Raw genomic sequence first — 14031 nt, 5'->3', positions numbered from 1 at the left:
GCGGGAGGGAGTGGGCTAGGAGCGCGCGGGAGCAGTTGTCGCCCGCACCACGAGATCGGGGATCAAAGTGGAGGAGACGCGGACGGTCCGTTGACCGTCGAGCCGACCGACGACCGCCTCGATCGCTTGCTCGGCCTGCGCCTTGGGTTGCTGACTGACGGTGGTGAGATCCACATTCGACAGGCGCGCCAGCACGCTGTCGTCGTAGCCGGTGATCGACACGTCACCGGGCACGTCGACGCCGGCGCGGCGCAGCACGTCCAGCACACCGACGGCGAGGCGGTCGTTCGCGCACACCACGGCGGTCGGTGAATCTCCGCGCAGGATACGGCGAGCCGCGGCCATGCCCGCCTCCTCGGTGAAATCGCCCGCGTCGACGACGGCGCGCTCGGTCGGCAGGTCGTGTCGTCGCATGGCGGTCACGAACCCGGTACGACGGTCCTTGGCGATCACTCCGGGGCCGGCCGCGACGTGCACGATCCGGCGATGCCCGAGGCCGACGAGGTGGTCGACGACCCCCGCGATCCCCTTGCCGTCGTTGGTCCGGATCACGTCGACCGACGACGCGCCCACTCGTCGTCCGATGACGACCGTCGGCAGGCGCTCGCCCAGCCGGGAGATCACGCCGGATTCCACCTCCGGCCCGACGAGGAGCATTCCCTCGCAACGGAAATCGATCAGCGTCTCGATGACACGCGTCTCGTCGTGCGTGGGCGTGACGGCACCCAGAACCACCTCGTATCCGGCGACATCGGCTGCGGCGACGATACTTTCGACGATCTCGGCGTGAAAGCTGTTGCTGATCTGGGCCACCACGCCGATGAGATGCGATCGGCGTGCGGTCATGAGCGCAGCGGCTCGGTTCATACGGTAGCCGAGGTCCTCGGCCGCCTTCAGGACCTCCTCGCGGGTCTTCTCACCCACCCCCGGCGCCTTACGGAAGACCAACGAGACGGTCGCCTTCGACACCCCCACCCGGTCCGCAACATCCTGCATCGTCGGACGACTCGACGCGTTCATCAACTCCGATTCCCTTCCTGCACGGCTGCCGTCACCCGTAGGGCTTGACAGACCCGTGTGACCCGGTTCATAGTACCGGAACTAGACCGGTTTAGTAGACCGGACAAGTTGAGACCCCCACCACGCCGGAAACAGACCGGACATCAGCACGAAGGAGCTGGCCCAGTGACCGAGAAATCCATCGGAGTCGCCGTCATCGGCGGCGGAATGGCAGGCCGCGCACACGCCGCGGGTTACCGGATGGCGAGCACCCTGTTCGGAACCGATCGCCCTGACGTTCGGCTCGTCGCGATCGCCGACGCGAACCAGGCCGTCGCCGACGACACCGCCAAGCGCTACGGGTACGCGCGCGCCGAGTACGACTGGACCGCGATCGCCGACGCCTCGGACATCGACGTGGTCAGCGTCGTCGTCGCAAATCACCTGCATCGCGAGATGGTCGAGGGCCTGCTGGCAGCGGGTAAACACGTCCTCTGCGAAAAGCCCCTCGCGGGCTCGGCCGAGGATGCCGAGGCGATGCTCCTCGCCGCGGAGCGCTCCGACAGCGTGGCGGGCGTCGGCTACACCTACCGCCGCTCACCCGCCGTCGAGCAGATCCGGCGCGAACTGGCCGCCGGAACCGTCGGAGAGCTGGTGCACTTCAACGGTCACTACTGGTGCGACTACGGCCTCGACCCGACGTCGCCGATCACCTGGCGTTATCGCGGCGGACCGGGAACCGGCGCGCTCGCCGACGTCGGCAGCCACCTGATCGACCTGTCGGAGTTCGTGTGCGGTCCGATCACCGAGGTCAGCGGAGCCACGTTCCACACACTCATCACCGAACGCCCGGTCCCGGTCGGCACCACCTACGGCCACACCAAGGCCGAGGTGACCGGCGAGATGGCACCGGTGGAGAACGAGGATGTCGCGACGTTCACCGCCACCTTCGCCAACGGCGCCATCGGCACCTTCTCCGCCTCACGCGTCGCGCACGCCCTGCCGGACGGATTGGGCTTCGAGCTCTTCGGTTCACAGGGCTCGGCGTCGTGGCAGCTGTTCCGGGCAAGTGAGTACGAGATCTCCGTCGTCGGTGATCGCCCTGAGCTCGCCGGCCCACGTCGCGTGATCATCGGTCCTGACCATCCCTACATCCGTGGCGGGCTGCCCATGGACGCGGGCGGCGTCGGACACGGCAAGGCCGAGTTCTTCGCCTACCAGGCCCGCGCATTCCTCGATCAGGTCGCCGGGATCGACGGAGGGCTGGCAGCGGTGCCCGACTTCGCCACCGGCGTCCACAGCATGCGTACCGTCGCCGCCATCACCGAATCGGCCCTCGGTGGCGGATCCACCGTCAAGGTCGTCTGAGAACCATTCCCGTACAAACTCTTTCGAAAGGCCAACGAATCATGAAGCTCGGTGTGTACACCGCCATCCTGCACGACAAGCCGCTGCGCGAGGCCCTGGAGATCATCGGATCGCTGGGACTCACGGGTGCCGAGATCAACGCGGGTGGATTCCTGCCGACACCGCATCTGCCGGTCGACGACCTGCTCTCCGGCGCGGTCACCCCGCAGGAGTATCTGGCGACCTTCGACGGCACCGGGGTGTCGATCGCAGGTCTGAACTGCAACGGCAACCCGCTGCATCCCGACCCCGAGGTCGGCCCGGAGGACGCCGAGGATCTGCGTAAGGCGATCCGGGTGGCCGGACTACTCGGTGTGGACCGCGTCGTCACCATGTCCGGTCTGCCCCACGCCCACCCGGGTGGACAGTGGCCGGCCTGGCACGTCAACACTTGGGACTCAGGCTATCTCGACTCCCTCGACTACCAGTGGGATGAGGTCGCGGTGCCGTTCTGGACCGAGATCGACGCCCTCGCCCGCGAGCACGGGGTCAAGGTCGCCATCGAGATGCACCCGCAGAACCTGGTGTTCAACCCGCCCACCCTCAAGCGTCTCGTCGACAAGGTCGGCGCCACCAACGTCGGCGCCGAGATGGACCCGTCGCATCTGTTCTGGCAGGGCATCGATCCGGTCGCGGCGATCGAATGGCTGGGACCGCTGGTGTTCCACGCCGCAGCCAAGGACACCCGCATCAACGAGAATTGCAAGATCTATGGCGTGCTCGACGAGCGTTTCACCCGTATCCCGCTGTCGGACAACCCGACCGGACTGGGCGGCAAGCATGTGGTCAACAAGTGGCCCGAGGACTCGGCGTGGGACTTCGTCGCCGTCGGCCGTGGTCACGACGTCGACTTCTGGGCCCGCTTCCTGCAGGCACTGGAGAAGGTCGACCCCGACATGTGGGTGAACATCGAACACGAAGACGTCGAGTTCGGCGCCCTCGAAGGACTGCAGGTCGCTGCCGAGAGTCTGAGATCCGCCAACTCCGCGCTGGTGCGCTGACACCGGGCATCACGAGAAGAGTCAACGATGACGAACACCCGCACCCTGCAGACACACACTGGCCGAGGACGAATGGTGCGCATCGCCGGCACCGCGGCCGCGGTCCTGGCACTGATGACCGCGTGCTCGAGCACAGGCGGCAAGCCCGACTCGAGTGGCGGCGGCATGAACGCCGGGACCGCGGACACCCCGCGCTTCACCGTCGCGATGATCACCCACGGTCCGCCCGGAGACACGTTCTGGGATCTGATCCGCAAGGGTGCGGAGACCGCCGCGGCGAAGGACAACATCGACCTCAAGTACTCGTCGGAACTCGAGGCACCCAACCAGGCCAACCTCGTGCAGAACGCCTTGGACAGTGATGTCGATGCCATGGCGGTCACCCTGGCCAAACCGGAGGCCCTCGCCCCGAACGTCAAGAAGGCCACCGATGCCGGGCTACCCGTTGTCGCGTTCAACGCCGGCATCGATGCGTGGAAGGCGATGGGCGCCAAGTCCTTCTTCGGTCAGGACGAGCAGGTCTCCGGCGAGGCGGCCGGTCAGCGGCTGAAGCAGGAGGGCGCCAAGAAGGTCGTCTGTGTCATCCAGGATCAGGGCAACGTCGCACTCGAATCCCGATGCGCCGGAGTCAAGGCCGGCATGGCAGGGGGCGGCGTCGTCGAGACGCTCAACGTCAACGGCACCGACATGCCGAGCGTGCAGTCGACCATCGCAGCCAAGCTGCAGGAGGACCCGAGCGTCGATCACATCATCACCCTCGGCGCGCCGATCGCGCTGACGGCCGTCAAGTCCGCCGAGAACGCGGGCAGCAATGCGGAGATCGCCACCTTCGACACGAATGCGGCGCTGGTCACGGCGATCAAGGACGGTTCGGTGCAGTGGGCGGTGGACCAGCAGCCGTTCCTGCAGGGCTATCTCGCCGTCGATTCGCTGTGGCTCTATCTCAACAACCGCAACGTGATCGGTGGCGGTCTGCCCACACTCACCGGACCGGCGTTCATCGACAAGAGCAACATCGACGCCATCGCCGACTACGCGGAGAAGGGAACCCGCTGATGAAGATCGCGCTCGACCCGACCCCGTTCCATCACAGCCACGAGCTACTCGAGTTCCCGGCCCTCGTCGCCGAACTGGGTTACGAGTACCTTCAGCTGACCCCGCATCGCGACTTCATCCCGTTCTTCAATCACCCTCGGGCAGATGATGATCTGGTCGCGAGGTTTCGCCGGGCATGTGCCGACGCCGGCGTCGGGATCGCCTCGGTTCTGCCGGTGCTGCGGTGGTCGGGACCCGATGAGGATGCGCGGGAGGCCGCGGTCCGCAACTGGAAGCGGGTCATCCAGATCACCGTGGATCTCGGCGTGAACGTCATCAACACCGAGTTCTTCGGTCGTCCCGAACGAGCCGAGGAATCGGAGCGGGCGTTCTTCCGGTCGATGGAGGAACTGGTCCCGATCATCGAGCGAGAGGGTATCGACGTCCGGATCGACCCGCATCCGGACGATTTCGTCGAGGACGGCCTCGAGGCCATCCGCATCATCCGCGGGGTGAACTCCCCGAACATCGGCATGGTCTACGTCGCGTGCCACAGCTTCCACATGGGTGGCAACATGGCCGAGATCATGGCTGCCGCCGGCGACCGTCTACGGCTGGTGCACGTCGCGGACTCGATGGATCATCATCGCTCCCACGGCCTGCGCTACATCACGAACCCACCCGGCAACGCGGTTCGCGTCCATCAGCACCTCAAGATCGGTGACGGCGACGTCGACTGGGACGAGTTCTTCGGCGGACTGGGTCGACTCGGGTTCTACGATCGCGACGACACGGTCATGGTGTCGTCGGTGTTCGCCGAGAACGAGAACGCCGCCGAGGTGTCGCGCTATCAACTCGAGACGATGCGCGCCTACGTCGACAAGTACCGCGAGGGGGGTCGCTGAGGACGTCTCGTTCTGATCCGTCGGCAAGGACTCCCGGAAGCGTCGCACACGCCCGGGAGTCCTTCGCGTTCGTGCCGCATTCGTCGAAGTGAGATGTTTAGCAGGCCTTATGAGCGTGTACAGGCCGGCGACGTGGCGCGCATACTGTTTCCATCCGCCACCCGCCGCGAGGAGCCGATCATGCCTGCAGCGTGTCCACCCCGATCATCGCCGGCCGAGTTGGCCTCGCTGTCCGGCAAGGTCGCCGTCATCACCGGTGCCGCGCGTGGCATCGGAAGGGCCACAGCGCTTTCACTCTCCCGACTCGGCACCGATCTCGTCCTCCTCGATATCGATGAGCCACCACTGCGGGACCTCGCCGACGACATCGGGGCCGATCACGCGATCGCGCGGCGGGTCGACGTCTCCGATTTTGCTCAGGTCCAAGCCGCCGTCGACGACGGTGTATCGCGTTTCGGCGGGATCGACCTCGTGCTGGCCAATGCGGGTATGGCGTCGTATGGCTCGTTGAGCATGGTCGACCCGGCAGCGTTCGCGCGCGTCGTCGACGTCAATCTGACGGGGATCTTCAACACGTTCCGGGCCGCCCTGCCCACAATCATCGAACGGAAGGGCTACATCCTCGTCGTGTCGTCGGCAGCGGCGTTCGTCCCGCTGGTGGGATTCTCGCCGTACAACGCAAGCAAGGCCGCGGTCGATCATCTCGCGGCGTCGCTGCGCGCAGAGGTCGGATTCCGCGGTGTCGCAGTGGGTTCGGCCCACATGCTGTTCATCGACACACCACTGGTCCAGGACGCGTCCGCGGACCTGCCGTCGTTCTTCGATGCACTCGACGAACTCCCCGCCCCGATGCGTGCGATCATCTCGGTCGACGACTGCGCGGCCGCGATGACGCGTGGCCTGGCGAGGCGTAGCCGTCGGGTGTATGTGCCATCGTGGGTCGCCCTGACCGCCTGGCTCAAACCGGTTCTGGCATCCCGCATCATGGACAGGTTGTACGCCGGGATCGCGGAACGTCATCTCGCTCGGGTCGACGCCGAGGTCGCCTCGTTGCATCGGTTCACGAGTGCGCGCAATGTCGTGAGCGGCAACCTCCCGCCCGAGGAGACCTCCACGCTCGACGGGTGACAGTGTCAGTCGGTCGTCGTACGGTGTGGTGACCTGATGAGGAGCACAACGGTGAGCACCGTACGACACACGACGATCTCCACGTCGCTCGGCGACACGACGCTGATCGCCGACGGCGAGGTCCTCGTCGGCTGCCGGTTCGCCGCCGACGACACCTCGACGTTCGGCGTGCACACCGCCCCGCACGGCGACACTCTGCTGGGCCGCGCCGTCGACGAGATCGAGGAGTATCTCGCCGGCGACCGTACGGTCTTCGACGTCCCCCTGCGCGCCGACGGCGATGATTTCGACGTCAAAGTCTGGACGGCAGTGCGCGACGTGGGTTACGGGCAGACGATCACCTACGGCGAGTTGGCGGCCCGACTCGGCGACCGGTTCCTGGCGCAACGCGTCGGCCGGGCACTCGGGCAGAATCCGATCGGCGTGTTCATCCCCTGCCATCGGGTCATCGGTGCAGATGGATCACTGACCGGATACGCCGGTGGCCTGGACCGCAAGCGACGACTGCTCGAACTCGAGGAACCCGAACACCTCCGCGGGTGGCGTCTGTTCTGACGTTCGGGCCGCACCGGATTCGATCGGATCGCCCCTATTCCGCAGGCAGCGCACCGATCTCGGCCCCGGCGTCGCCGAAGTGCCGGTAACGGGCACGGTCCCGGGCCCGCCGACCACACCACTCCAGATACCGCCCGCCGACAGGGGTCCGTCCGATGAGTCGGTAGCTGATCGTATTGCGCACCCATGCGGTTCCGAATGCCCACGGAATTCGATGTGGCAGTTCGAGGTCCCGCATGCCGCGGGTTCCCAGGAACCCTTCGAGCATGCTCAGGAGACGTTCCCGCGTATAGGTTGCGGACACCGCGGGCAGATGTCGATAGTGCAGATCCCGCTGCACGTCCACGAGGGCGCCGGCGAGTTGCGGACCGGCGACCGAGACATCGGCCTGCGACAACAGGATCGCGTAGCTCAGCTGGTGTTGATCACGTTCGTCGTCGAAGAGCCAGTCGTCGTCGACCCCGATCAGCCATCCGACGTACTTCCACAGGTGCATCATCGCCCGGGAGTCCTCCCGGCTGATCGGTACTCCGAGAGCACGCACACCCATCATCAGGGCGCCGCTGAAGAGGTTCAGCGTCGACGCGAGGTCGCTCTGATTGATCGGCAGGCCCCACTGCGTGCTGTCCCACCGGCCGTTGCGCTCGAACGACGCGTTGACCAGCGCGTGCATGAGCCGTACGTGCACGGTGAGCTTCCAGCCCTCCCCATGACGATCCATGCCACCCTCGCGACCGACGGCGATGGCCCAGGTCTGCGTCTCGCCGAGACGCCGTTTGGTGGTGGAGCCCGACAGCCCACCGGTTTCCGCGAGGAGGTCGACCGGCCCGCCGAATCGATAGCCGCCGATCAGGGACAGTTGGAGCAGCACGTCGTTGGCGTTCTGCCCGAAACGGCGGAAGACCGTGGCGCCGCGCTCACAGAGGTCCCGATCGACCCACGCCGGTGTGGCCTCGACCTGAGCGAAGAAGTCGCGCAACGCGGTCGGGTCATCCGCGGACACGCCTGCGTCCAGCGCGTGGTGGAAGCGACCCATGCTGACACGTTCGGGATCGTCCTTGGGCAGGCGCATCGCCCGCACGAGCGCCGCGGCGGGCTCGTCGCGCCGCATCAACCGCTCGCCCAGTGCGGCGAGATCGGCGTCCGACGGCTCGCGCAGATTCCAGTAGATCCGCAGCAGCCGGCCCATCTGACGGCCGCGTGCGTCGGCGGAACGGTGCCGTCGGGGAAGCACGCGGGAGACATCCGTCGTCGCAGTCATGAGACCAATTTAGCAATTCGTCTCACTCGGGACAATCTCTCGTCTCTGCTGCCTACCCTCGGAGGTCATGGACGAGACACTGCGCACCCTGGCCGGACGACGGGTCGTCGTCACCGGCGCAACCAACGGACTCGGCATGGCAACCGCACGCGCGCTGGCGCAGGCCGGGGCGCGAGTGGTGCTGGCCGTACGCGACGTCGAACTGGGCGCTCAGCGAGCCCGTGAGTTCGGTGGCGACTGCGAGGTGGCGCACCTGGATCTCGCCGACCTGGCGTCGGTACGTGCGTTCGCCGACACCCTCGAGGGACCGGTCGATCACCTCATCAACAACGCCGGGGTGTTCCCACACCAGCGGCGTCGGACTGCCGACGGCTTCGAACTGGGCATCGGCACCAACTTCCTCGGTCCGTTCGCGTTGACCAATCTCCTCCTGCCGCGGATCGAACGGCAGATCGTGTCGGTGGCCTCCGATGCCCACCGCGGCACCAAGCAGATCGATCCCGAGGACCTCGATCTGTCCCGCACACGCTGGACGCCGCCACGTGCCTACGCGCGGTCGAAACTCGCTGTGATGCTGTGGGGTCTGGAATTGGATCGACGACTGCGTGCCGCCGGATCCCCGGTGAGCGCGATGCTGACCACGCCGGGCTGGGTGGCGTCGAACATCTCCAACAAGCCCCACCTGGGCATCGCTCACAGGGTCGTCCAGGGTGCCGCGTCCCGACTGGCGAATGACGTCGACGCCGGCGCCCAGACCACGCTCTACTGTCTGACGCAGCCGATCGCTCCGGGGAGTTACGTCGGCGTCGACGGCATCTGGGCGCTGCGTGGGCAGCCGGTGCTGTTCGGCCGGTCCACGGCCGCCTGCGATTTCGACGCCGCGGCCCGGCTGTGGGCGAAGGCCGAGGACCTGACCGGTACGGCATGGCCGTCGGCGATCTCGGCGTGAGCGGAGCTCGCCGCCGAGATACGACGCTCAGAGGCCGAACGCGGCGCGGTAGCGCGAGTACACCGCGCGGACCTCATCGACGGTCAATCCGAAGTCCTCGAGGTCGTAGCTGTGGACGCCGTGCGCGTTCTGCCCGTGCCCGGCGCGATGGTGTTCCATTCGTGCCCGCACCTCGCCGGTGAGCGCGAAACCCGCAGCCGTGTAGATTCTCTCGACCTCCGCGAGCGGGTCCTCGATGAGATCGGGATAGTGCACATGGACGAAGACCTCGGGGTGTTGCGCCCGCACGTCGAGTGCGCGATCGACCATGGCGCCGTTGAGCTCCAGCCAGTGCCGCGCGACCGACTCGGCGTCGACGTGGTCACTGAACATCGAATGCCCATGTGCGAGCATGCTGGAGAACGACGCCGTGGTGCGGACGGGATCACGGTGGGTCTGCACGATCAGCGCACCCGGGAAGACGTCGAGCAGCGTGGACAGGTTCTCCAGGTGCGCAGGGGTCTTCAGCACCCAGCGTGGTTGCGGATTCTGGTCGTGCAGGACCTGCAGCAGCATCTTGAGATACGCGTAGGACCCGTGCATGTCCTGACGGCGCAGCCAGGCCGAGTACGACGGTACGTTCAGCATGGCCTCGGGCACCTGTGACAGCAGCGAATACTCCTGCAGCAGAACGTCTTCTTCCGGGCCGTCGGCCTCCACCGCGTGAATGGCGAAGAACCGCGGATTCAGATAGCGCAGCGCGAGCTCGGCCATCCTCGTCTGGGCGACCCGGATCGTCGGCCTGCCCGGCCTCTCGCGCTTGCGAGGCAGAAGGTGGATGACCTCCCACGACCCGACGGCGCGCACCTGGGGATCGGCCGCGATCAGCCGATGCAGCATGGTGGTTCCGCTGCGCTGCAGACCCGCGATCACGATCGGCGGTTCGATGGACACACCCGTGATGTCCGGGCGGTCGCGGATGAGGTCGGCCACCCGCAGTCGCGTGCAGAGGATTCCGTGCATCCGGGCCCGGATGACCAACGCCCCGAACAGGCTCAATCCGGCCTCCTCGACGATCGAGGTACACAGCACGTCGAGCGCCTCGTCGGACTGCGGGTCGGTGACCCAGGGCAGCCCCGTGGCCTTCTCGGCCCGTCGACGGAGCGTGTCCGCCGACAGGTCCACCACCGACACGCCGCGCGCCCGGAGACGCTCGCCCACGCCGTTGAGCATCCGGATGGGTCGGCGACGGAACGGCGTGAACGTGGCGGACATCGTCAATCCATCTGCGCCAGTTCGGCAGTCGACACGACACGGGTTCGCGGCTGCGGATGGGTGGCGGCCCGAATCCACCGGAAGCTCATCGCGCCGCAATCGTGGCCGGCGGTGTCGATCCAGTTCGGCAGACCCGGATCCCGGTGGGCGACGACGATCCGCACACTCCCGTCTGGGCGGTAGCTTGCGGTGTGCTTGTTGACGTGTATCCGGTGATGGCGATAGTCCAGGGACTCGAGCCAGTGATTGTCGAGCTGGAAGTTCCACCCATCGCACTCCGGGATCTCGCTCTCGATGAGCAGTGCCTCATCCGGCGCGAGTCGCCAATAGCTGTGGTAATAAATGATGTTCGGGTCCCCACCCGCCTTCGTCGACCGCTCCGGATCGAACATCGGCAATTCGTTGGTGTGTTTCTGGAAGTCCCGGGCCCATTTCGCGAACAGCATCGAGGCGCCCGCCACGAGAAGACCGGCCTTACCGAGCCCGGCGTCGAGACGGGCAGGCGTCAGCGGAGCGGGAGTCACTCGGCCCGATCCCTCCGCCCCCGGCGGCCCTTCCAACAACTCGATGGTGAGATCGGCGGGCACTTCGGTCTCCCGGTCGGCAAACGTCTGACGGACGATCAACAATCCGGTCCCGGGCGTCATCGGCAGCCAGTTGCCATCGTGCTCGGTGGCGCTCAGGATGAGCTCGAAGCGACCGTCGGGCCCGATGTCGAGGTCGGCGGCCTCGACGTATCCCGTCGTCGGCATCTGGCCTCCCTCACCGTAATTGCCTTCCTGAGTACCGAATCCCAGATAGTCGACGGTGCCGCGGGTACCGGAGATCCGATAGTCGAGCGTTCCGTCGATCGACGCGTTCAGGTAGTGGTTGTCGGGGTTGTCGGACCCCATCTTGGCGGTCTCGTGGATCATGCGCCGGAGCACCGGTGCCCGCGGGTCGGCGTACTCCACGAACGCCTCGAGTCCGGCGCGGGTGAGGCGGCTCAGATAGCGGTATCCCTCCGCCTGGGTGAGCGGATCGGTCGGTGTCCCGGGGAACACGATCGCGGCGCCCGCCGACTTGAGCGTGTCACAGAACTCGTCCCACGTCGTGCCGCTGACGACTCGTTGCTCGGCCACATCGTCGAGAGTCCGGCCGCGTAGTCGCAGATACGCCACGCGGGCTTTCTTGAACTGTCCCAGCGCAGCTGTCGCGATCGTGCGTCCGTTCATCGCCCACCTTTCTTCGACCACAGATCCGTCGTGTCGGTGACTCCATGATCTCCGCATCTCCCCTGACGTGTCCGGAGTTCGACGATCCCGCACCAGCAGCGCGGGTTATCGTGCAGGTCATGCCCGACCTCCGCCTGGTCCCCCCGATCATCGACGACCCCGCTCAGTACCACGAGCTGCGCCTGGAGGTCCGTGCCTTCGTCGACGAACATCGGGCGGCCGGGCACATTCGAGGTGAGGTCGACAGCTGGCTGACCGGCTGGGACGAGGAGTTCACCCGCGCGCTGGCCGCGCGGGGCTGGCTGGGCATGACCGTTCCGGTCGAGTACGGCGGGCACGGCAGGAGTCCACTCGAACGGTTCGTCGTCACCGAGGAACTCCTGGCCGCGGGCGCGCCGGTGGCGGCACACTGGATCGCCGACCGGCAGATCGTTCCGTCACTTCTCAAGTACGGCACCGACGAACAGAAGCGCGACCACCTTCCACGGATAGCGGCGGGCACCTGCTTCTTCGCGATCGGGATGAGCGAACCCGACTCCGGCTCGGACCTGGCCAGCGTGCGGACCCGCGCCACTCGGGTCGAGGGCGGGTGGTCGATCACCGGGACAAAGGTGTGGACCTCCGGCGCGCACCGTGCCGAGGCCTTCATCTGCCTGACTCGGTCCGCGCCGCTCGACCCCGCACACCGCCATCGCGGACTGAGCCAGTTCATCGTCGACCTCGGGACCGAGGGCGTCGACATCCGCCCAATCCGTTCCATGGACGGCCGACACCACTTCAACGAGGTGATCCTCGACGACGTGTTCGTCTCCGACGCACGGGTCTTCGGCACCATCGGCGAAGGATGGACGCAGGTCACCTCCGAGCTCGCCTTCGAGCGCAGTGGACCCGAACGCTTCCTGTCGACGTTCCCGTTGCTCTGCCAGACCACTGAACAGATGCGGAACGACGCCCTTCCCCGCCACCCCGACCTGGGCCGGCACGTCGCACGCCTCGCGGGACTGCACCAGATGTCGACCTCCGTCGCAGGCGCCCTCGCCCGACGAGAACCCGCCGACACCGCCGCCGCCGTCGTCAAGGTGCTCGGCACCACGAGCGAGGGCGACATCGCCGACTTCGCCGACACGCTCACCGACGACGCCGATCCGGCACTCGCCGACCATCGTCGGCTGGTGGAGGCCGCCGTCGTGCAGCGACCGGGATTCACCCTGCGAGGCGGCACCAACGAGGTGTTGCGCGGAGTCATCGCTCGCGGACTGGGGTTGCGCTGATGGGCCACCAGACCGACCCCGAACTCGTCGACCTGCTGTCGGCGGTGTTCTCATCACATCGAGCTCGTATGTCCGAGGTCGATTCCGGGACTGACCGCGCCGCAACCGATCTCGAACTGTGGGACCAACTCGGCGAGCTTGGACTGGCACGACTCACCGGCAGCGAGAGCTCCGGCGGCAGCGGCGCCGACTGGTTCTCGGCCGCCGAATTACTGCGCGCGGCAGCACATCACGCTGTGCTGACCCCCGTCGTCGAACATGACCTGCTCGCCGGCTGGCTGCTGAGCGAAGCCGGTCTTGCGGTCGACGACACCCGCCGGTCCGCCTGCGTGCTCGACGCTTCGGGAACGGCTCGGGAGGTCGGATGGGCCGCCGGCGCAGAGCGTCTCGTCGTCGCGTGGCCGTCGGACGGCGCATGGAAGGTCGCCGATGTCGATCCGGACGACGTCACGATCGACCCTGGTGTGAACGTTGCCGGCGAGCCACGGGACACCATCACCGCGCGACTCGACGATCTCGCCGGCGTCGAGGTGGACGCGACCACAATCGAACGGTTCCGCCTTCGCGGTGCCCTGGCGAGATCCGTCCAGACCTGCGCCGCGCTCGAGCAGATACTCGCCCTGACCGTGACGCACGCCGGGCAGCGGGAACAGTTCGGCCGACCACTCGCCCGCTTCCAGGCGGTGACGTCGATGATCGCCGACATGGCGGCGGAGACATCTCTTGCACAGGCCGCCACCGAGGCCGCGCTCGTCGCCGCGGTGCGCAGCCCATGGCACGATCAGAAGCTGGAGTTCCTGGTGGCGGTGGCCCGATCATGCTGTGGGCGTGCCACTTCGGTCGTCGTCCGCAATGCTCACCAGGTGCACGGCGCGATCAGCACGACCCGCGAGCATCGGCTACACGAGTTCACCCTGCCGGCCCTGGCATGGCGGTCGGAGTTCGGATCCGTTCACGACTGGGAGCGGGTGGTCACCGACGCAGCCCTCGCCGCGGGCGCCGACGGACTCTGGCCGCTCATCGTCGACTGACACCTGGGCCGTCAGCACGCC

The 14031-nt window shown here is 66.9% G+C and carries 13 protein-coding genes; 9 read left to right on the top strand and 4 right to left on the bottom strand.

The features are described from left to right. Positions 1-15 precede the first annotated feature (15 nt). Positions 16-1020, bottom strand: a complete 1005-nt coding sequence (locus tag EEB19_RS19590; protein WP_187589023.1) for a LacI family DNA-binding transcriptional regulator — start codon at positions 1018-1020, stop codon at positions 16-18. 165 nt (positions 1021-1185) lie between these two features. Here EEB19_RS19590 and EEB19_RS19585 point away from each other — a divergent pair, with 165 nt between their 5' ends. The 6 genes from EEB19_RS19585 to EEB19_RS19560 all read left to right on the top strand — a co-directional run bounded on the left by EEB19_RS19585 (position 1186) and on the right by EEB19_RS19560 (position 7030). After that, positions 1186-2367: a Gfo/Idh/MocA family protein gene (locus EEB19_RS19585; RefSeq protein ID WP_187589022.1), complete on the top strand. Its 1182-nt coding sequence runs from the start codon at positions 1186-1188 to the stop codon at positions 2365-2367. A gap of 41 nt (positions 2368-2408) precedes the next feature. After that, positions 2409-3407 (top strand): sugar phosphate isomerase/epimerase, encoded by a 999-nt coding sequence (locus EEB19_RS19580; RefSeq protein WP_187589021.1) that lies wholly within the window; start codon positions 2409-2411, stop codon positions 3405-3407. 72 nt (positions 3408-3479) lie between these two features. Then, a complete protein-coding gene (locus EEB19_RS19575; RefSeq protein ID WP_187589035.1) occupies positions 3480-4463 on the top strand; it encodes a substrate-binding domain-containing protein in 984 nt (327 codons plus the stop codon). Continuing rightward, positions 4463-5347, top strand: a complete 885-nt coding sequence (locus EEB19_RS19570; protein ID WP_187589020.1) for a sugar phosphate isomerase/epimerase family protein — start codon at positions 4463-4465, stop codon at positions 5345-5347. Before EEB19_RS19575 ends, EEB19_RS19570 begins: the two co-directional genes overlap by 1 nt. A gap of 219 nt (positions 5348-5566) precedes the next feature. Then, complete coding sequence (locus EEB19_RS19565) at positions 5567-6475, top strand: SDR family oxidoreductase (protein ID WP_187589034.1); 909 nt, start codon at positions 5567-5569, stop codon at positions 6473-6475. Between the two features lie 51 nt (positions 6476-6526). Beyond that, complete coding sequence (locus EEB19_RS19560) at positions 6527-7030, top strand: methylated-DNA--[protein]-cysteine S-methyltransferase (RefSeq protein WP_262365793.1); 504 nt, start codon at positions 6527-6529, stop codon at positions 7028-7030. A 34-nt stretch (positions 7031-7064) separates the two neighbouring features. Here the strand turns inward: EEB19_RS19560 and EEB19_RS19555 are convergent, their stop codons facing one another. Then, entirely contained in the window at positions 7065-8291 is a 1227-nt protein-coding gene (locus EEB19_RS19555) for an oxygenase MpaB family protein (protein ID WP_187589018.1), read from the bottom strand. A 67-nt stretch (positions 8292-8358) separates the two neighbouring features. Here EEB19_RS19555 and EEB19_RS19550 point away from each other — a divergent pair, with 67 nt between their 5' ends. Then, entirely contained in the window at positions 8359-9240 is an 882-nt protein-coding gene (locus EEB19_RS19550; RefSeq protein WP_187589017.1) for an SDR family NAD(P)-dependent oxidoreductase, read from the top strand. Between the two features lie 27 nt (positions 9241-9267). On the opposite strand, the gene EEB19_RS19545 is transcribed toward EEB19_RS19550, so the two are convergent. Together EEB19_RS19545 and EEB19_RS19540 are read right to left on the bottom strand one after the other, a co-directional pair. Then, complete coding sequence (locus tag EEB19_RS19545; RefSeq protein WP_187589016.1) at positions 9268-10494, bottom strand: sulfotransferase; 1227 nt, start codon at positions 10492-10494, stop codon at positions 9268-9270. A gap of 2 nt (positions 10495-10496) precedes the next feature. Then, positions 10497-11708: a DUF1214 domain-containing protein gene (locus EEB19_RS19540; protein ID WP_187589015.1), complete on the bottom strand. Its 1212-nt coding sequence runs from the start codon at positions 11706-11708 to the stop codon at positions 10497-10499. A 119-nt stretch (positions 11709-11827) separates the two neighbouring features. On the opposite strand from EEB19_RS19540, the gene EEB19_RS19535 reads away from it, so the two are divergent. After that, the gene (locus tag EEB19_RS19535; RefSeq protein ID WP_187589014.1) at positions 11828-12979 is read left to right on the top strand and encodes an acyl-CoA dehydrogenase family protein; all 1152 of its coding nucleotides are present in this window, start codon (positions 11828-11830) and stop codon (positions 12977-12979) included. Continuing rightward, positions 12979-14010, top strand: coding sequence for an acyl-CoA dehydrogenase (locus tag EEB19_RS19530; protein ID WP_187589013.1), 1032 nt, complete (start codon positions 12979-12981; stop codon positions 14008-14010). The genes EEB19_RS19535 and EEB19_RS19530 overlap by 1 nt, the downstream gene beginning before the upstream one ends. The last annotated feature ends 21 nt before the right edge of the window (positions 14011-14031 follow it).

Source organism: Gordonia sp. OPL2, from assembly GCF_003797825.1.
GTDB lineage: Bacteria > Actinomycetota > Actinomycetes > Mycobacteriales > Mycobacteriaceae > Gordonia.
Note: the sequence above shows the minus strand (reverse complement) of the source record. Positions and strands in the feature narration are given on the sequence as shown.

Coding starts and splice junctions, on each gene's coding strand:
- EEB19_RS19590 (WP_187589023.1), bottom strand. CDS start 1,020: ATGAACGCGTCGAGTCGTCCGACGATGCAGGATGTTGCGGACCGGGTG.
- EEB19_RS19580 (WP_187589021.1), top strand. CDS start 2,409: ATGAAGCTCGGTGTGTACACCGCCATCCTGCACGACAAGCCGCTGCGC.
- EEB19_RS19575 (WP_187589035.1), top strand. CDS start 3,480: ATGGTGCGCATCGCCGGCACCGCGGCCGCGGTCCTGGCACTGATGACC.
- EEB19_RS19570 (WP_187589020.1), top strand. CDS start 4,463: ATGAAGATCGCGCTCGACCCGACCCCGTTCCATCACAGCCACGAGCTA.
- EEB19_RS19555 (WP_187589018.1), bottom strand. CDS start 8,291: ATGACTGCGACGACGGATGTCTCCCGCGTGCTTCCCCGACGGCACCGT.
- EEB19_RS19550 (WP_187589017.1), top strand. CDS start 8,359: ATGGACGAGACACTGCGCACCCTGGCCGGACGACGGGTCGTCGTCACC.
- EEB19_RS19545 (WP_187589016.1), bottom strand. CDS start 10,494: ATGTCCGCCACGTTCACGCCGTTCCGTCGCCGACCCATCCGGATGCTC.
- EEB19_RS19540 (WP_187589015.1), bottom strand. CDS start 11,708: ATGAACGGACGCACGATCGCGACAGCTGCGCTGGGACAGTTCAAGAAA.
- EEB19_RS19535 (WP_187589014.1), top strand. CDS start 11,828: ATGCCCGACCTCCGCCTGGTCCCCCCGATCATCGACGACCCCGCTCAG.
- EEB19_RS19530 (WP_187589013.1), top strand. CDS start 12,979: ATGGGCCACCAGACCGACCCCGAACTCGTCGACCTGCTGTCGGCGGTG.